The following is a 20,017-nucleotide window of genomic DNA, read 5'->3' on the forward strand; positions in this document are numbered from 1 at the left end:
ATAATTTTGAAGCATTAAACTACTGTTTACAAACTAGATGCGTTAGGGATTGCAGTGAAAATCCTTTTTATGAAGGATGAATAAAAAGATTGTAGCGGAAAGCCCGACCTGTAAGGGAACGCCCAAAAAGTTATTCTTGACAGCTGAAAATAAATTTTGTCTAATTATTAACGTCATATTTATTTAAATCTTTTTACTTTCGTTCTGTATGACTGAAAAGAAACAATTAAAATACGATAGGGCTTATTTAAAAATGGCTCGCGAATGGGGGAAACTCTCTCATTGCAAACGTAAACAAGTAGGTGCGTTAATTGTAAAAGGCAGAATGATTATTTCTGATGGCTTTAACGGAACACCAACTGGTTTTGATAATTCTTGCGAAGATTGTAATGGAGTTACAAAGTGGGAAGTTTTACACGCAGAGGCAAACGCGATCTTAAAAGTGGCGTCTTCTACCCAATCTGCAGAGGGTGCAACCTTATATATTACCTTATCTCCGTGTACTCAGTGCAGCAAATTAATTCACCAAGCAGGAATAAAACGTGTTGTGTATGCAGAATCATACAAGGATACTTCTGGTATCAATTTTCTAGAAAAAGCAGGCGTAGAAATTATGCATTTACCTTATGAAGAATAGAAACAACCTCCCTATATATTTATCTTTAGCAGTTATTATTGGTTTACTAATTGGACTTTCGCTTAACGGAAGTGGTAGCAATATGTTGTCTTTAAATAAAAATTCGTCTCAAGAACTAAAAATAAGAAAACTTATTAATTTTATTGAAAAAGACTACGTAGATACTGTAAATACAGAAAGTCTTTTAGACGGAGCTATTACGCAAATGTTGGGTAAACTAGATCCGCATTCTGTGTATATTCCTAAAGAAAAACTGCAAGCTGTTACAGAAAATATGCAAGGTAATTTTGTGGGAATTGGCGTTCAGTTTAGAATGATTGAAGATTCAATTACCGTTATTCAACCTATAAAAGGTGGCCCAAGTATAAAAGCAGGAATTAAGGCAGGAGACCGAATTTTAATGGCAAATGCAGATACTTTGTATGGTAAAAAAATGTACACAGATAAAGTACCTGGTTATTTAAAAGGGAAACCAGACACTAAAGTTGCTCTTAAAATTTATAGAAAAAGTATCGATTCTACCTTTACCGTTTCTGTGACTCGTGGAAATGTAAATATTAAAAGTGTTGATTTAGCGTATATGATTAACGATTCTGTTGGTTATATTAAACTAGATCGTTTTGCAAGAAATACCTACAGTGAATTTAAACCTGCGTTAAACACCTTAATTAATGAGGGAATGACCGATTTAATTCTGGATATTAGAGGCAATGGTGGCGGTTTTATAGACATTGCAAATAGTATTATTGATGAATTTTTAGAAGATGATAAACTAATTGTTTTTACTAAAAACAATAAAAACGAAATTGATGAATCTTTTGCAACCGCTAAAGGTGATTTTGAAAAAGGTGGTTTGTATGTTTTAATTGATGAAAACTCTGCTTCTGCATCAGAAATTTTAGCTGGTGCTTTACAAGATAATGACAAAGGAACCATTATTGGTCGTCGTTCTTTTGGAAAAGGTTTGGTACAAATAGAAATGGATTTAGGCGATGGTTCTGCAGTGCGTTTAACAACGGCTCGTTATTATACGCCAACGGGGAGATCTATTCAAAAACCTTATGACCACGAAGGAAACAAGAACTATTATACCGATTACCAAAAGAGAATTTCTAGTGGAGAGCTGTTAAGTAAAGACAGTATAAAGGTAGTAGATTCTTTAAAATATACAACCCCAAAAGGAAAGGTTGTTTATGGTGGTGGAGGTATTATTCCGGATGTTTTTGTGCCAATAGACACCACTTCTTATATGAATGGTTTCTATTTTAATACTATTAATGATTTTGCTTTTGATTATGTTGATAACAATAGAAAAAAGCTACAAAAATGGACAATAGCTAATTATATTACAGATTTTGATACTGATGAAACTGTTTTTAACAGCTACTTATCTGAGATTAAAGATAGACCTAAACCTTCTTTTAATACTAGTCAAAATTTAAAAAAATATTTAAAAGCAGCTATTGCAAATACGCTTTTTGGTGATGTTGGTTTTTACAGAATTATGCATCAGGATGATAAAATGATTCAGAAGGTTTTAGAATTGGAAAGTGAGAAATAGTTAGTGGTTTTAGTATTCAGTTTACAGTAGCAGTATTCAGTGTTTTACGCTATTTGTCATTCCGAAATGAGCTTTTTTCAAGCGATTGAGAAATGGCTAATTCTTTAAAAAATAGATACAAAGCTCAGTTACCTCCTCTAATTCTTTAGACATGTTTTCCTTTTTCCAAGGATGAGAAACATTAAAAACATGATCTGCATTTTTAATGATTTCAAATTGACTTTCAGCATTCCAAGAATGTATATTTTTACCTTCATCAATAGGGACAGAAGTATCTTTATCTCCGTGAATTATTAACTGTGGAATTTTTAATTTTGCTACCGCTTTCTGAATATTTAAACGTGTTTCATTTTCTTTAAAATCTAAATAAAACTGATAGAAATGTGGCATATTTTGTTTTGTTCTTCCATTTAAAACGTATTTAACACCTGTTTTCTTCCAGTTTTCTAAATCGCCAATTGTTGAGCTTCTAGAACCAAAATCGCACACTGCAGCTAAGGAAATTACTTTTTTCACTCTTGCATCTTCATTTGCTTTTAGCAATACAATTCCGCCACCTCTACTATGTCCTATTATTGAAATATCATTAACAGCTACTTCATTTTTAAATTTTTCTTCAGATGAAATCCAATCGATAACACTTTCTAAATCGTCTAATTCTTTGGTATAATTATTATTCCCAAACGCTTCTAAATCTGGAAAATCAATTGGGTTTTCAGCGGTACCTCCGTTATGAGAAAAGTTGAATTTTATAAGGAAAAAACCTGCTTCTGCAAAAGCGTCTGCCATTAAATTCCAAGCGCCCCAATCTTTAAAACCTTTGTAACCATGACAAAAAATAACTACTTTTTTTGGTTGATGATTCTCTTTGTAAAAAACATCTGTTACTATGGGTTTGCTGTGTTTTCCTTGAACAACTATATTTTTAATTCTATTCATCTTATGTCAATTATATTACAAATTTAAGAAATGTTACCAATGCAAAACCACCTGTAATAAAACTAAGTAGTAAATTTATATTGTTGGTTAAATTTCCAGTTTTTTGTTGAATCAATTTTGCGAAACGTCCGTATAAATACAATATAAGATACGTACCAAGTACAGAACCAAACACAAAAAGTAGTATTGAAACCAGATCAAAACTAAAGCTATTAAATGTAATTAAAAAAGCTGTTGACCCGCAGAAAAAAGGAATTGCAAACATATTTAATAATGATAAGATAACGCCTGTAAAAAAAGTATTCTTGTGTTTAATTTCTAGTTGTTTCTTTTCTTTATTGTTTTGTTTAAAAAAGTAAACAGATAAAAAAACAAGAACTACAACGCCTGTTTTTTCTAATATTTCTAAAAATGTTGGGTTTTTAGAAACGTATTCTATAATATAAATAGAAAAATATACTTGCATAAAAACAACCATAGAAACACCTAATATAAACTTGGTAAACTCTCTTTTATTAGCTTCTAAACTAATTTTTAAGGCAGTCATATTTAAGACACTTGGTAGCGTATATCCTAAAAAGGAAAAAACAAAACCAAAGAAAAAAAGAGAAATCATGTTACTTTATTTAGTAATAATTAAGTCGAAAGTAATGTTTAAAAATTACTATTATAATTAAAACAACTGTTTTATAAGAGAAAAAACAGCGACCAAACCTGTTAGAATAGACAAGATTAAATTGATGTCTTTTGTGAGTTCCCCTGTTTTCTGTTGAATTATTTTTGCAAATTTCCCATATAAAAATAGAATATAGAATGTTCCTAACACAGATCCTAAGGTGAAAAAAAATACAGAAACAGCATCAAAACTAAAGAGCTTAAAAACATCTAACGTAATAATTGTTCCACTAAAAAAAGGAATGCCAAACATGTTTAAAATAGATAGTGCAATACCTGTTAGCAATGGGTTTCTATTTTTAGTTTTTACTGCATCAATCTTTATTTTTCCTTTTTTAGATTCTTTATAAAAATAATAAGATAAAGCTATAAAAACAACGATTCCTACTTTTTCTAAGGTTTCTAAGATGGTTGGGTTTTGTGCAATGTATTTGATTAAAATAACGGCTATTATCACTTGAGGAATGATAATTAAAGAAACTCCGAATGCGTATTTGTTTGCAGCTTGTTTTCCTTTTTCTAAGCTAATTTTTAACGCCGTCATATTTAACATACTTGGTGTTATAGAGCCTACAAAAGAGAAAATAAATCCGAAGAAAAAAAGTAAAAAGATATTCAAAATAAATTATTTATAGAGTAGAAAAACGAAGTTTCCTACAGCAACGACACCTGTTAAACACCCTAAAATTAAATCCATTTTAGAAGCAATAAAAGTTAGTTTATGTTCAATTTTTTTGGCAACAATTGCATACAATGAATATAATGTAAAAGAACCAATTGTAGAACCAATTGAAAAATAAAATCCATTTACGTAAGAATATTCAAAATATTCTAATCCTATTAAAACAGAAATAGTTGTAAAATAAAATGGAATTGCAATAGTGTTTAAAAGAGACATACCAATACCATGTAAGTAAGCTTTAGATTTAGGTATTTCTTCTTTTACGTTCTTTTCTTTTGATGTAAAATACAGTCTAAAAAAATTAATAGATAATAACAAGAGAATACCTGTACCTACCTTTTGTAATAAGGTTATGTACTCTGAGTTTTCCATTAATATACTCGATAAATAGGCACCTATATTGGCTTGAAAAAATAAAACGGTAGCGTAACCACCAATAAGATAAAATGCTGCTTTTTTGCCATTTCTTAAACTGAATTTAACGACTGTTAAATTTAAAAAACTGGGTGTTATACTACCTACAACAGCAACAGTAAAACCTAAGAAAATAAAAATTAGAAAGCTCATGAATTATTTTTTATATAGGCAAATAAACAAAAAAACGCGCCAAAAAATTGACGCGTTTCATTTATATAATAACTTATAAGAATTTTTTACTATACTACACCTTGCGCTAACATTGCATTTGCAATCTTTACAAAACCTGCAATATTTGCTCCTTTTATATAATCTATAGATCCATCTTCATTTTCACCATATTCTACACAAGAATCATGTATTTTTTGCATAATTTCTTTTAACTTTTCATCTACTTTTTCACTAGACCAGTTTAACCTTAATGAATTCTGACTCATTTCTAAACCAGAAGTTGCAACACCACCAGCATTAGATGCTTTACCTGGAGCAAATAATATTTTTGCTTTTTGATATTCATGAACAGCCTCTGGTGTAGAAGGCATATTTGCACCTTCAGTTACACAGATACAACCGTTGTTAATTAATGTTTTTGCTTCTTCACCATTTAACTCGTTTTGAGTAGCACATGGCAATGCAATATCACATTTAACAGACCAAGGTCTTTCTCCTTTAAAATATTTTGCTTTTGGGTATTCTTCTAAATATTCGCTAATTCTGCCACGTTTTTCATTTTTAAGATACATAATGTGGTTTAATTTTTCTGCATCAATACCATCTTCATCGTAAATATATCCTCCAGAATCTGAAAGCGTTAATACTTTTGCTCCAAATTCAATAGCTTTTTCAGCTGCATATTGTGCAACATTTCCTGATCCAGAAATCACTACATTTTTTCCTTTAAAAGATTCGTTTTTACGTTTTAGCATAGATGCTGCAAAATATACAGTACCGTAACCTGTAGCTTCTGGTCTTATTAATGAGCCACCATATTCTATTCCTTTTCCTGTTAAAACGCCTGTAAATTCTGTTCTCAATTTTTTATACATTCCAAACAAATAGCCAATTTCTCTTCCTCCAACGCCAATATCTCCGGCAGGCACATCTGTATTTGGTCCAATATGTTTTTGCAATTCACTCATAAAGTTTTGGCAAAAACTCATAATCTCACGATCAGATTTTCCTTTCGGATCAAAATCTGCACCTCCTTTACCACCACCCATTGGTAATGTTGTTAAAGAGTTTTTAAATACTTGCTCAAAAGCCAAAAACTTTAAAATACTAGCATTTACAGATGGATGAAATCTTAAACCACCTTTGTAGGGGCCAATTGCAGAATTCATTTGTACTCTATAGCCTCTATTAACTCTTATTTCTCCTTTATCATCTATCCATGTAACTCTAAAAGAAATTAATCTTTCAGGTTCTACCATTCTTAATAAAATATTTTTGCCGTAATACTTTTTATTTTCAATAATAAAAGGAATTAAAGTTTCGGCAACTTCTTTAACTGCTTGTAAAAACTCAGGTTCATGGCTGTTTCTTTTTTCAACCAACTGCATAAAATCTTCTATTTGGGTCTCTATTTTTGTAAGCATTTTTTTTGAATTTTATAAACATTTAACGAAAACAAATATAAGTTATTTTCAATATTAGTAATCTTAAAATAATCAAAATTATGTATTCATATCCGTTAAAATTAGACCTATAAGTCTTTGCAAAAACTAAATTTTATTATTTAGAACTGCTCTTATTATCACTATATTTTACTACTGTTCTATTTTTATTTTAATCACGGTAACTAACATTTATATAAGATTTTTAGTAGGTCTATAAAACATGCACTTATTTATTTAAATACAGTTATAACTCATAAAATAAATGAGATTACCAGATATTTATATAAAAATCAAAAAAAAACGCATCAAAAGGATTGATGCGTTTTAGTCTTTAATTTATTTTTTTATATAACTCCTAAGTCTAACATAGAATCTGCAACTTTAATAAAACCAGCAATATTTGCCCCCTTTACATAATTTACATAGCCATCTTCTTCTGTTCCGTATACTAAACAAGCTGTATGAATTGAATGCATTATTTGATGTAATTTTTCATCGACTTCTTCTTTCGTCCAGTTTAGTTTCATTGCATTTTGCGACATTTCTAAACCAGAAACTCCAACTCCACCCGCATTTACTGCTTTACCAGGTGCGTATAAAATTTTAGCATCATGAAATGCATGAACAGCTTCTGGAGTACAACCCATATTAGAAACTTCTGCAATATACTGTACGCCATTTGCAATTAATTTTAAGGCATCTTCTCCATTTAATTCATTTTGAGTAGCACAAGGCATTGCAATATCACATTTTACACTCCATGGTTTTTCATTAGGATAAAATTTTGCTTCAGGAAATTCATCTACATACGGCGAAACAATATCGTTATTAGATGCTCTTAACTGTAATAAGTAACTAATTTTATCATCATCTAAACCTTTTTCATCGTAAATATATCCGTCAGGACCAGAAATTGTAACTACTTTTCCGCCTAATTCTGTAATTTTTAAAGCCACACCCCACGTTACGTTTCCAAAACCAGAAAGTGCTACTATTTTACCTTTAAAATTATCATTTTTAGTTTCTAATATTTCTTTTGTAAAGTAAACACCACCAAAACCTGTTGCTTCTGGTCTTATTAAGCTTCCTCCCCAATTTAAACCTTTTCCTGTAAAAACGCCTGTATGTTCTTGTTGTAATTTTTTGTACATACCGTACATAAACCCAATTTCTCTACCACCAGTTCCAATATCTCCAGCTGGTACATCTGTACTAGGTCCAATCATTCTCCATAACTCTAACATAAATGCTTGGCAAAAACGCATAATCTCAGTGTCCGATTTTCCTTTTGGATTAAAGTCAGAACCACCTTTTCCACCTCCCATTGGTAGTGTTGTTAAGGCGTTTTTAAATATTTGCTCGAATCCTAAAAATTTTAAGATACTTAAGTTTACACTTGGGTGTAAGCGAATACCTCCTTTATATGGTCCTATTGCATTATTAAACTGTACTCTATGACCAATATTTACTTGAACCTGTCCTGCATCATCAATCCAAGAAATTCTAAAGGTTAAAATTCTATCTGGTTCTACTAAACGCTCAATAATTTTAGCCGCTTCGTATTGTGGATTTTCATTATAAATTGTCTCAATAGACTCTAAAACCTCTTTAACAGCCTGTAAATATTCTTTTTCACCAGGGTGTTTTGTTTCCAAATTTGTTAAAATTTCTTTTACATTCATAATGGTATAATTAGTAATTTTTTATTGAATAACTTGTACTTCAAAAATACATTTTAAAATTGATTTTAAAATAAAATAGTCAGCATGTTTTTTGACAATTAACAATATTTTATCCTTTTTCTAAGAATCTGAATATTAATTCATTTATTTAAGGTGTTTTTTTATAATATATACATTTTACATAAACCCTTCTGGAGGTAATTCCTCAAATGATTCTTCTTTATTTGAAGTACTGTTTTCCAAGGAAATACCTTCTTTAAAAATAACTGCTTTATTATTTTTACCATCAATAATAACAGTAAGGTCCTTTTTAAAAGAAATATGCCTTAAATAAGAATCTTCAAAAACAGCTTCTTGATTATTTAAATAATCTACATCAAAAAAGCCATCTTTTATAAACGGGTTTATAGTTAAATAGCCCACTTTAAAAGAGGTTAAATTTTGAAAAAAATGGGTTCCCTGACTTGGGTCTATTCTAAAATCATTTAAACCAGATTCTACAATTATTTTTGCTGCTGATATTTGAGACCAAAGCACCGGAATGCCTAACCAAGAATCGCTAGATCCCCAACGCCCGGGCCCCACTAAAATATAGGGTTTGTCTAGTGCCACAAATTTTTTATTAATTTCTTCTACTGCACTTGCAATATCTCTTGTATTTGCAGAATTAAACGTTTCTGGTTTTACATAAACTACATCACAGATGTTTTCATATTTACCATTTCCTAAAGCGGATTCAGAATAAATGATGGTTTCAGAAATATCTAAATTTTCAGGCAATTTACTTACGGTTTCCACACTTTCTATGATGGGTCTTATCTGCAAAAAGCTAAATTCTTTTGGTTTACCTGTAGGAACATCTAATTTTACTGCAAATTCTATTTCTATTGGGTTTCTCATTTCTCGTTGCCCAACACGTAAGAGTTCTTGTAAAATTTCTGGCAATGGAAACGTATTGTATTTTAAAATATTATCGAACGTAATTACACGAATACCATCATGCATTACACCAGGTCTAATCATATTATTTTGTAAATCATAGGTAGATGCTACAAACTTTAAAGACCCATGATTTTCTGCTTTTCTAATCGTTACCTTCTTTTTATTGATAGCTTCACAAGTTGAAACCTTATAACTATCTGGGTTTAAATCTAAACCATAAAAATACTGTTGCGTTTCTCTTTGCGTAGAACCTGGAGAAGATAGTTGTAATATTTTTTTAGGATAAGAAGGTGAAAAACGTAATGTTTGTCCGCCACCCACTATTATTTCCCCTAAACCTAAAGCAATATTGGCAATTCCTTCACTTGCCTTTTCATCTCCAATGGGATAAAAATTAATAGAACGTGCTACCCCAGAAATGTTTGGATAATATACATCTTGATATGGCTTACCGATAACTTCTTGTAAAATTACAGCCATTTTATCTTCTTCTATAGTATGTGATATTGCTTTTAAATATGCTTTACTGTTTTCAAAAAAAGCAGATGCAATAACAGATTTAATTGCATTAGAAACCATTTCAACTTTTTTGTTTATTTCAGAATTTGGAATCATGTAGGTTGCAAAAACACCTGCAAAAGGCTGATAATTTGAGTCTTCTAACATACTAGATGATCGTACTGCAATAGGACAAGTAGTGGTTTTTAAAAATGCTCTAATATCTTCTAAAGCCCATTCTGGTAAATCTTTAGAAATAAATTCGTTTAATATTTTATCATCATCTGTACATTTTGCTGCAAATTTTATTAGTTTATGGGTTTCTATAAACTGATCAAAAACTTCTGTACTTATTACAACAGTTCTTGGTATAGTAATACTTACGTTTTTATATTTGTTATATAAATTATTGCGTTTTAAAAAGGAATCTATAAAAGCTAAACCTCTTGCTTTACCTCCTAAAGCACCTTCACCAATTCGTGCATAACCAACAAACTCATCGTATTTATCTTTGTTAAACTTTACAATTACACCTCTAGATCTATAAACTAAATATGACTTAATAGAATTAAGTAAGAAATCTCTTATTTGACCATTGTTTTCAAATTCATCATATTCTATAACGCTCAATAAATCTGCTAAAGGAAACAGCGCTCTAGATTTTAACCATTTAGAAAACTCACTTCTTTTTGCGTGATACATCAAACAATCTTCAGTAACTTTCTTTATAGCTCTTTGAAATTCTCCTAAATCTTTAGCTGTTGCTAAAACTTTCATTTGAGTAGGATCCCAAAACTCGAAATCTCCAAAAGCAAAGTATTTTATAATGTAATTTTTAATATCAACTCCTAAAGTTTCTGAGTGTTTATATAAAAATTTACCTTTCAATTCTAACGTTCGCCTCTCATTATTTTCATTAGATGATTGCATTAAAAAAGGAAAATAACGTTTATATTTTCTTACATAATCTAATAATAAAAAACCTGCTTCTTTGTTTCTAACTCCGTCTTTAAAGTAATTAACATCAGAAATTACACCTAGTAAATTTTCTTTGTACGTATCAAATAATTCAATACCTTCTTCAAAAGTAGTGGCTAGTAAAATTTTTGGTCTCCCTCGCATTAACAGCATTTTTCTATGCTCGTTTAATCCTTCAGACATTAATCCTTGTGTTTGTTTAAGAATCACTTTATAGATAAGCGGAATATATCTAGAATAAAACTTCAGTGAATCTTCTACCAATAAAATGGCTTTAACACCAATCGTATTAATATCAACTTCAGCATTCATTCTATCTTCAGTTAATTTAATAATTGCCAAAAATATATCTGCATTACCATTCCAATGAAAAACAAAATCTATACTATCTGTATTTTCTTTTTGTAATTTACTTCTTAATTGAGAAGAATGATGACTTAAAGCTGCTATTGGAACATTTGGGTATGCTTCTTTAATTTTTTTTGAAGTTTCAAAAGCATTGTAATTACCAATATCTAACCAAGTAATAACAATGTCTATTTGGTGAGTCTCCATCATTTTAATTGCTCTCTTAGCAGAATTTGCATGAATAAAGTTTGGTGGATGCCTTAGGTTTAAAGAAGTGTATTCATTAAAAATTCGTTCTTCAATTCTACCATCTTCTTCAAGCATATAAAAATCGTAGTTAGAACAAACTATTAATACCTTATTAATTCTATTTTGCATTAATTTATCAAAAGTTACCTCCTTAAAAGCATACGTTTTTAAATTAGATAAGATATTTTCTTTCATTATTATACTGTTTTATATAACTTACAATATATTAATTTTCTAGTTTAGAACATTAATAATTTGTAAGTATTCAGCTCAAAATTAGATTCAACAAAAATAAAAATGTGTAAATTCGCCATCTAATTTAGTATGTAATGTTAGATAAAGTAAAAGAACTGATTGGTGATGTAAAATCATTTAATGCAAGCACAAAAGAAGAAGTTGAAACTTTTAGAATTAAATACCTAGGTAGCAAAGGCTTACTTAAGGATTTATTTGCTGAATTTAAAAATGTAGACGCAGAGTTGCGTAAAGATTTTGGACAAGCATTAAATAATTTAAAAAAATCTGCAGAAGGAAAAGTTGCCGAGTTAAGCGAGTCTTTAGACAGTACTACAAGTCATAAATCTTTTTATGGAGACTTATCTCGCCCATCAGAGCCTATTAACTTAGGTTCTCGTCATCCAATTTCATTGGTAAAAAACCAAATTATTGATGTTTTTAACAGAATTGGTTTTACGGTTTCAGAAGGTCCAGAGATAGAAGATGATTGGCATAACTTTACTGCCTTAAACTTGCCAGAATATCACCCGGCAAGAGACATGCAAGACACGTTTTTTATAGAACAAGATCCAGATATTTTATTACGTACACACACATCTTCTGTACAAGTAAGATATATGGAAGAAAATAAACCACCGATAAGAACAATTTCTCCAGGTAGAGTTTTTAGAAATGAAGATATTTCTGCAAGAGCACATTGTATTTTTCATCAAGTAGAAGGTTTGTATATTGATACAGATGTTTCTTTTGCCGATTTAAAACAAACACTTTTATACTTTACTAAAGAGATGTTTGGTAAATCTAAAATACGTTTACGTCCTTCTTATTTTCCGTTTACAGAGCCAAGTGCAGAAGTAGATATTTATTGGGGATTAGAAACAGAAACAGATTATAAAATTACAAAAGGTACCGGTTGGTTAGAGATTATGGGATGCGGAATGGTAGACCCTAATGTATTAAAAAATGCAAATATAGATCCAACAAAATACTCTGGTTATGCTTTTGGAATGGGAATAGAACGTATTGCCATGTTGTTATACCAAATACCAGATATTAGAATGTTTTATGAAAACGATAAACGTTTCTTAGAACAATTTAAATCTGTTTTATAAAATTTCTAACCTTTTAAGTAAGGAAAGAGTTAAGATGTTTGTATAATAGGTATTGTAAATTTTAATAATAAAAAATAATTTATATAATGAAATACTTTTCACAATTTTGGGATGAAGAAAGAGATGATGAATATGCAGATTGGGGAACCTCAACTTGGTATTTTGAAACCAATGATGCAGACGAAGTTTTAAAACAAATTACTGTTTATAAAAACGAAAAAGTGACTAAATATAACGAAGATCATCTAGAAGATGAGTTTGGTGGTTTGTGTGAAGGAACTTTAACGATAGATGAATGTGACGGAGACGTTATCTCTAAAGAAGAGTTTTATAAACTTTGGTAATTCTATAGTTACAAAAGAAACATTTTTAAAAAGCTTATTATCTAGATCTTTATCCGCTTTTAGCGGTTAATAAACACATTTTAGACTTACATATTACAAAACTTAAAGCCGATATTTCTATCGGCTTTTTTCTTGAACAAAAAAATAACTTCGATAAGTTCGGTTTGTTCCGAACTAAAAATATATATTTGCACCGAATTTTACTGTACATGGATAATTAATGTTCAAAAACAGTGTTAAAGCAAAGAAAATGAAAGAAAAAATTTGCAAAGTAAAAATGGGCTTGGTAGAAAAACTAGGTGTCCATTTAGAAGACAGAGAACATTTAGCACCTGTTGCCGCTCGTATTTTATCTTACATCATCTTAACAGGTAAAAAAGGAACCACTTTTGAAGACATGGTAACCATACTTTGTGCAAGCAAAAGTACCATTTCTACACATCTAAATCATTTACAAGACTTAAATAAGATTGTGTATTTCACCAAAACAGGTGATCGAAAAAAATATTTTATCATTAATAAAGGTATGGTCTTACAACATATAGATAATATGATAAATAAATGGGGAGAAGAAAGAGAAATACATTTAGAATTAAAGAACTATAAAGAAACTATTAACACTAAAAAAATTGAAAATGAAAGTGAAAAATTCGATCTAAGTTTTCATGACGATTACATAAAATTTATAGACGGAGCGACAGCTTCTGTAGAAGAATTAAGATTAAAACTAGCCAATAATAAATTCGATATTTAAACCAAGATTAAAATGAAACATTATAAATTATTACCATTACTATCACTAAGTGTATTTTTAGTAATTGCAAGTTGTACAAGCAAAGAGCAACCAAAAGCAGCTGTAGCGCAAGGTCCTGCACCTTCTTTTCCTGTAGTTACCATGCAGCCTAAAACAGTTACAGGTTTTAAAGAATACCCAACAAGTTTAGAGGGAGTTGTAAACAGTGCTGTAAGAGCAAAAGTTTCTGGATACATACAAAAAGTAATGGTAGACGAAGGTCAGAAAGTACGTAAAGGGCAAGTATTATTTAGATTAGAAACACAGTCTTTAAGTCAAGATGCAGGTGCAGCAAAAGCACGTATTAATGTTGCACAAGTAGAAGTAAATAAATTAATACCGTTAGTAGAAAAAAACATTATTAGTTCGGTTCAATTAGAAACTGCAAAAGCAAATTTAGCACAAGCTAAAGCAAACTATAGTAGTGTTTCTGCAAGTATTGCTTACGGAACTATTAGAAGTCAAGTAGATGGTTATGTAGGTGCTATTAATTATAGAGAAGGTGCATTGGTAAGTCCTGCAGATCCAACTCCATTAACAACCGTTAGTGATATTAGTAAAGTATATGCTTTTTTTAGTTTAAACGAAAGTGAGTATTTAGACTTTTTACAAAATGCTGAAGGCAAAAACTTAGAAGAAAAATTAGCAAATTATGCTGCAATAAATCTAGTATTAGCAAACGGAAGCACGTATGCAGAAAAAGGTAAAATAGAAACAAGCACAGGACAAGTAAATAAAAGTACAGGTACTGTTAGTTTAAGAGCTGTTTTTAACAACCCTAACCAACTATTATCTAATGGAAATAGTGGTAAAATTCAAATTCCAACAATTTATGAAGATGCAATTGTTATTCCACAACAAGCAACTTATGAACAACAAGGAAATATTATGTTGTTTAAAGTAGCTGAAGGTAACACCGTAGAAACTTCTATTATTAAAGTGAAAGCAATAGTAGACAATTTATATGTTGTAGCATCTGGTGTAGATTTAAAAGATAAAATTGTAACAACTGGTGTTGGTAAATTAAGAAATGGTGCCGCTATTACACCACAAGAAATCTCTTTTGATGATGCAATTAAACCTATTGAAACTTTATTTAAAAACTAGCAAACCATAAACTTATTTAGTTATGTTAAAAACATTTATTGAAAGACCCGTTCTTTCAACCGTAATTTCTATTATCATTGTTTTGCTTGGAGTTATAAGTATTACAAGCTTACCTATAGAAGAGTACCCAGATATTGCTCCACCAACCATAAAGGTAATTGCCTCTTATGCCGGAGCCAACGCAGAAACTGTTTTAGAAAGTGTAATTGTACCTATTGAAGAACAAATTAATGGTGTAGAAGGTATGACGTACATTACTTCTACGGCATCTAATACAGGTACCGCAGAAATCACTGTTTATTTTAACCAAGAAATAGATGCAGATATTGCTGCAGTAAACGTTCAAAACCGTGTAGCTAGAGCAACGCCTTTATTACCTGCAGAGGTTGTACAAACAGGTGTAACCACGCAAAAGCAAGAAACAAGTGCATTAATGTTTATTTCTATGTATTCTGAAAGCGACAACTACGACGCTACTTTTATTCAGAATTATTTAAAGATAAATGTAATTCCTGCTATACAGCGTATTAGTGGTGTTGGAGATGTTAGTGTATTCTCTCAACAAGATTATGCTATGAGAATTTGGTTAAAGCCAGAAAAATTAGCAGCCTATAATTTAATCCCTTCGGATATAACAGCAGCTTTAAAAGAACAAAATTTAGAAGCAGCAGCTGGATCTTTGGGACAAAATAGTGGAGAATCATTTTCATATACATTAACCTATAGTGGTCGTTTTAAAGAAGAAAAACAATATGGAGATATTATTATAAAAGCATTAGGTAACGGACAATTTTTGCGTTTAAATGATGTTGCTAAAATAGAATTAGATGCGCAATCTTATGCGTCTAATGCTATGAGTAAAGGACATCCTGCCGTTTTTATGGGTATTTTTCAAACTAAAGGATCTAATGCAAGAGAAATTATAGAAAACATTAAAGTAACTTTAGAAGCTGTTAAAAAAGACTTACCAGAAGGCTTAGATGTATTTGTTCCTTATGATACTAGTTTATTTTTAAACGCCTCTATAGAAAAAGTAATTCATACCTTATTAGAAGCCTTTTTATTGGTGTTCTTAGTGGTATTTATCTTCTTACAAGATTTTAGATCTACCTTAATTCCAGCGATAGCTGTACCCGTTTCTATTATTGGTACTTTCTTTTTCTTAAATGTTTTTGGGTATTCAATTAACTTATTAACGCTATTTGCATTAGTACTTGCTATTGGTATTGTGGTAGATGATGCCATTGTGGTTGTAGAAGCCGTACATGCCAAGTTAGATGAAGGAGAAAAGAGTGCTAAAAAAGCAACCTTAACTGCCATGAACGAAATTTCTGGAGCTATTATATCTATTACTTTAGTAATGGCAGCTGTATTTATTCCGGTAACTTTTATCTCTGGTCCAACAGGAGTTTTTTATGAGCAATTTGGAGTTACCTTAATTATTGCAATCCTTATTTCTGCAGTAAACGCCTTAACTTTAAGTCCGGCATTATGTGCTTTATTATTAAAACCACATAAAGAAGATAAAGAATTAAAAGGTAAAAGCCCTTTAAAACGTTTTTACACACTGTTTAATCGTGGTTTTAACGCTACTGTAGAAAGATATGGAAAATCGTTACATTTCTTATACAAAAGAAAATGGATATCTGGTTTATTATTAGTGTTAGCTATTGTAGGTATTTTTTGGGCATCAGAACAAACACCAACAGGTTTTGTACCTAATGAAGATAGAGGTATTATTTTTGCAAATATAGAGTTACCAGCAGGTTCTTCTTTAGATAGAACAAATGCAGTTTCTAAAGATTTGTACAATAAAATAAATGGTATTGAAGGTATTGTTGCCGTCAACTTTATTAAAGGTAGAAGTTTAATTAGTGGAGCGGGTAGTAATTACGGATTTGGTATTATAAAATTAGCAGATTGGGGTGATCGTGAAGATCCATCTACTTCTGTACAAGCAATTACAGGTAAATTATTTGGAGTTGTAGCAGGAATACCAGAAGCAAATATAATTTTCTTCTCGCCACCAAGTATTCGTGGTTTTGGTAACTCTGCCGGTTTTGAAGTAAATTTACTAGATAAATTTGGAGGAGAATTTAAAGACTTAGACAAAGCAAATAAAGAATTTGCAATGGCTTTAATGAAACACCCAGAAGTAAAATATGCACAATCTTCTTTTAACACTAGTTATCCACAATATGAAATGGATATTAATGTACCATTAGCAAAAGAAAAAGGAGTGCCTATTAATAGTATTTTCTCTACATTACAAGGTTATATTGGTGGAGTTTACGCATCCGATTTTTCTAAATTCGGAAAACAATTTAGAGTGTATATTCAAGCATTACCAGATGATAGAGCAACGGTAGATGATTTAAATAGCATGTATGTAAGAACAAATTCTGGTGAAATGACACCAATTACACAATTTGTAAAACTAGAACGTGTATATGGGCCACAATCGGTAACGCGTTTCAATTTATTTAATTCTACCACCATAACAGGTGCTACAAACGAAGGTTTTAGTACTGGAGATGCTATTAGAGTTATAGAAGAAGAAGTTGCAAAATTACCAAGTAACTATACTATTGCCTATTCTGGTTTAACAAGAGAAGAAGTAAGTGCGGGTAACCAAACTATATTTATTTTTGCTTTAAGTATTCTTTTTGTATACTTCTTATTAAGTGCACAATACGAAAGTTATTTATTACCATTTGCAGTAGTATTATCACTTCCTTTTGGTGTATTTGGAGCCTATATAAGTACCTATTTTTTCGGATTAGAAAACAATATTTATTTCCAAATTGCTTTAATCATGTTAATTGGTCTGCTCGCCAAGAACGCCATTTTAATTGTGGAGTTTGCGCTACAAAGACGAAAAAATGGAGAAAGTATTTCTGATGCAGCTATACATGGAGCAAAATCTCGTTTACGTCCTATTTTAATGACCTCATTTGCCTTTATACTTGGTTTAATGCCATTAGTATTAGCAAAAGGAGTTGGATCTGAAGGAAACAACTCTATTGGTACAGGTGCCGTTGGAGGAATGTTGATAGGAACGATATTAGGAGTCTTTGTAATTCCAATATTATTTATATTATTTCAATGGTTACAAGAAAAAGTTTCTAGTAAACCAGCAGTTATTTCTGAACAAAATGAAGAAGCATAAGATGATATCAATTATAAAAAATAAAAACCTTCAAAAAGGAGTCGTTGTAGCTGTAATGGCTTTTACGTTACAAAGTTGTTTTGTTGCTAAAGAGTACACAAGACCTACAGTAGAAGAAACAGAAAACTTGTACAGAACAGATAATTTGCCATCAGATAGTATATCTATGGCAGATGTATCTTGGAAAACGTTGTTTACCGATACTTATTTACAGCAATATATAGAAGAAGGATTGCAAAACAATATGGACATTCGAATTGCAATTCAACAAATAGTTGCAGCCGAGGCATATGTTAAACAAGGTAAAGCAGGTTATTTACCTACTTTAAGTGTTGGTACAAATCTTACACATCAAGAATTGTCTAAAAACACACAATTTGGGTCGTTTTTAACAAACACTTCTACGGATCAATGGGATATTACTGCAAACCTTTCTTGGGAAGCTGATATTTGGGGAAAAATACGTAGCAATAAACGTGCAACACAAGCTGCTTTTTTACAAAGTGTTGCCGGTCATCAAGCTGTAAAAACTCAATTAATTTCTAGCATTGCTGCTACTTATTATAATATTTTAGCTCTAGATGCACAATTAGAAGTTACCAAAACATCTATTAAAACAAGAGAAAAAGGGGTAGAAACTATTAAAGCTTTAAAAGAGGCAGGTTTAACAAACCAGATTGCAGTAGATCAAAATATTGCACAATACAACAATGCCAAAGCATTAGAAGTAGATTTAGAAGTGGCATTATTTAGAGCAGAAAATACACTAAGTATTTTATTAGGTAAAACTCCGCAAGAAGTTAAAAGAAGTAGTTTAGAGAATCAAACTATAAATGCTGATATGAAAATAGGTGTTGCATCGCAATTATTAAGCAATAGACCAGATGTTATGGCTGCAGAATATGGTTTAATTAGTGCTTTCGAATTAACAAATGTTGCTAGAAGTAGCTTATACCCATCATTTAGATTAACCGCTGCTGGTGGATTGCAAAGTTTAGAATTAGATAAATTATTTAATGCAAACTCAATATTTGCTAACATTGTTGGTGGTTTAACACAACCTCTTTTTAATCAGCGAAAGCTAAAAACACAAAAAGAAGTTGCTATTGCACAACAAGAACAAGCGCTTTTAAGGTTTAAAAAGACCTTATTAGTTGCCGGTAACGAAGTTTCTAATGCATTGTATTCTTTTAATTCTGAAAACAAAAAGTACGAATTCTTAAAGAATGAAGTAGAAGCTTTACGTAAAGCAGAAACAAATTCTGAAGAATTATTAAAGAATGGTTATGCAACTTATTTAGACTTATTAACAGCAAGACAAAGTGCATTAAGCTCAGAAATTAAAGTAATTGGTAGTAGATTACAACAATTACAATCTGTTGTTAACTTATACGAAGCTTTGGGTGGAGGTTTAAAATAATAACTTAAAATGGTTAGTAAACAAGAACTTATAGAATGTTCTATTACAAACTTTATCAAGTTTGGAAGCAAGCGTTTTTCTATGAACGAGCTCGCTTCTGAACTTGGTATTTCTAAAAAAACCATTTACAAACACTTTAAAACTAAAGACGAACTCATTTCTAAAGGGGTTCGTCTTATTATTGAAAAACACCTACATGAAGTAGATAAAATTCTGAAAACCACAAAAGATCCTATTGAAAAAATAATCTTAATTCAGAAAAATAGTTTTCAATATTTAAACTACGTTCAACCTGCTTTTTTATACGGAATTAAAAAATATTATCACAATGCAGATGCCGCTTTTATAGAATTTAAAGATAATTTTATAAAAAACAACTTAAAACCTTTGTTAGAAGAGGCTATAGAAAAAGAGTATATTTACAAAAAATTAAACATCAATTTGTTTTGCGATTTGTATTTTACAAAACTAACTCACTTAGTTTTTGAGCCCATAAATCTTTTTGATAAATACGGTGTTGATACTGTTTTTGAACACCTTATAATCAATAATTTAAAAGGGGTAATTACATCAAATTACAAAGACATAAACAAATTATTTTCTTGATTATT

General features: G+C 30.5%; 16 protein-coding genes. 9 read left to right on the plus strand and 7 right to left on the minus strand.

Features of this window, described 5'->3' with window-relative positions:
- Window positions 1–208: 208 nt before the first annotated feature.
- Entirely contained in the window at window positions 209–637 is a 429-nt protein-coding gene (locus tag KV700_RS10475) for a dCMP deaminase family protein (protein WP_165731347.1), read from the plus strand.
- Window positions 627–2,198 (plus strand): S41 family peptidase, encoded by a 1,572-nt coding sequence (locus KV700_RS10480; protein WP_218597858.1) that lies wholly within the window; start codon window positions 627–629, stop codon window positions 2,196–2,198. The genes KV700_RS10475 and KV700_RS10480 overlap by 11 nt, the downstream gene beginning before the upstream one ends.
- Before the next feature lie 96 nt (window positions 2,199–2,294).
- On the opposite strand, the gene KV700_RS10485 is transcribed toward KV700_RS10480, so the two are convergent.
- From KV700_RS10485 to KV700_RS10515, 7 genes are all read right to left on the minus strand, one after another.
- Window positions 2,295–3,137 (minus strand): S9 family peptidase, encoded by an 843-nt coding sequence (locus KV700_RS10485; RefSeq protein ID WP_218597859.1) that lies wholly within the window; start codon window positions 3,135–3,137, stop codon window positions 2,295–2,297.
- Window positions 3,138–3,147: 10 nt separating this feature from the next.
- Entirely contained in the window at window positions 3,148–3,753 is a 606-nt protein-coding gene (locus KV700_RS10490; RefSeq protein WP_166386005.1) for a LysE family transporter, read from the minus strand.
- Between the two features lie 57 nt (window positions 3,754–3,810).
- Window positions 3,811–4,431: a LysE family transporter gene (locus tag KV700_RS10495; protein WP_254712903.1), complete on the minus strand. Its 621-nt coding sequence runs from the start codon at window positions 4,429–4,431 to the stop codon at window positions 3,811–3,813.
- Window positions 4,432–4,437: 6 nt separating this feature from the next.
- A complete protein-coding gene (locus KV700_RS10500; RefSeq protein ID WP_166386007.1) occupies window positions 4,438–5,061 on the minus strand; it encodes a LysE family translocator in 624 nt (207 codons plus the stop codon).
- A gap of 89 nt (window positions 5,062–5,150) precedes the next feature.
- Window positions 5,151–6,494: an NADP-specific glutamate dehydrogenase gene (gdhA, locus tag KV700_RS10505; RefSeq protein WP_166386223.1), complete on the minus strand. Its 1,344-nt coding sequence runs from the start codon at window positions 6,492–6,494 to the stop codon at window positions 5,151–5,153.
- Window positions 6,495–6,871: 377 nt separating this feature from the next.
- Entirely contained in the window at window positions 6,872–8,209 is a 1,338-nt protein-coding gene (gene gdhA / locus KV700_RS10510; RefSeq protein ID WP_218597860.1) for an NADP-specific glutamate dehydrogenase, read from the minus strand.
- Window positions 8,210–8,386: 177 nt separating this feature from the next.
- Window positions 8,387–11,419, minus strand: a complete 3,033-nt coding sequence (locus KV700_RS10515) for a PEP/pyruvate-binding domain-containing protein (protein WP_218597861.1) — start codon at window positions 11,417–11,419, stop codon at window positions 8,387–8,389.
- Between the two features lie 134 nt (window positions 11,420–11,553).
- On the opposite strand from KV700_RS10515, the gene pheS reads away from it, so the two are divergent.
- The 7 genes from pheS (at window position 11,554) to KV700_RS10550 (ending at window position 20,012) form a co-directional block, all read left to right on the plus strand.
- Window positions 11,554–12,573, plus strand: a complete 1,020-nt coding sequence (pheS, locus tag KV700_RS10520) for a phenylalanine--tRNA ligase subunit alpha (RefSeq protein ID WP_166386013.1) — start codon at window positions 11,554–11,556, stop codon at window positions 12,571–12,573.
- Window positions 12,574–12,659: 86 nt separating this feature from the next.
- Window positions 12,660–12,917 carry a hypothetical protein gene (locus KV700_RS10525; protein WP_166386015.1) on the plus strand — a complete coding sequence of 86 codons (258 nt, stop codon included), beginning with the start codon at window positions 12,660–12,662 and terminating at the stop codon, window positions 12,915–12,917.
- A gap of 250 nt (window positions 12,918–13,167) precedes the next feature.
- On the plus strand, window positions 13,168–13,671 hold the full coding sequence (locus tag KV700_RS10530; RefSeq protein WP_218597862.1) for a GbsR/MarR family transcriptional regulator: 504 nt from the start codon (window positions 13,168–13,170) through the stop codon (window positions 13,669–13,671).
- A gap of 12 nt (window positions 13,672–13,683) precedes the next feature.
- Window positions 13,684–14,817: an efflux RND transporter periplasmic adaptor subunit gene (locus KV700_RS10535; RefSeq protein ID WP_218597863.1), complete on the plus strand. Its 1,134-nt coding sequence runs from the start codon at window positions 13,684–13,686 to the stop codon at window positions 14,815–14,817.
- A gap of 22 nt (window positions 14,818–14,839) precedes the next feature.
- Window positions 14,840–17,986 carry an efflux RND transporter permease subunit gene (locus KV700_RS10540; RefSeq protein WP_218597864.1) on the plus strand — a complete coding sequence of 1,049 codons (3,147 nt, stop codon included), beginning with the start codon at window positions 14,840–14,842 and terminating at the stop codon, window positions 17,984–17,986.
- 1 nt (window position 17,987) lies between these two features.
- Complete coding sequence (locus tag KV700_RS10545; RefSeq protein ID WP_218597865.1) at window positions 17,988–19,406, plus strand: efflux transporter outer membrane subunit; 1,419 nt, start codon at window positions 17,988–17,990, stop codon at window positions 19,404–19,406.
- Window positions 19,407–19,415: 9 nt separating this feature from the next.
- Window positions 19,416–20,012: a TetR/AcrR family transcriptional regulator gene (locus KV700_RS10550; RefSeq protein ID WP_218597866.1), complete on the plus strand. Its 597-nt coding sequence runs from the start codon at window positions 19,416–19,418 to the stop codon at window positions 20,010–20,012.
- Window positions 20,013–20,017 lie beyond the last annotated feature (5 nt).

The organism is Polaribacter sp. NJDZ03, from assembly GCF_019263805.1.
Taxonomy (GTDB): domain Bacteria; phylum Bacteroidota; class Bacteroidia; order Flavobacteriales; family Flavobacteriaceae; genus Polaribacter.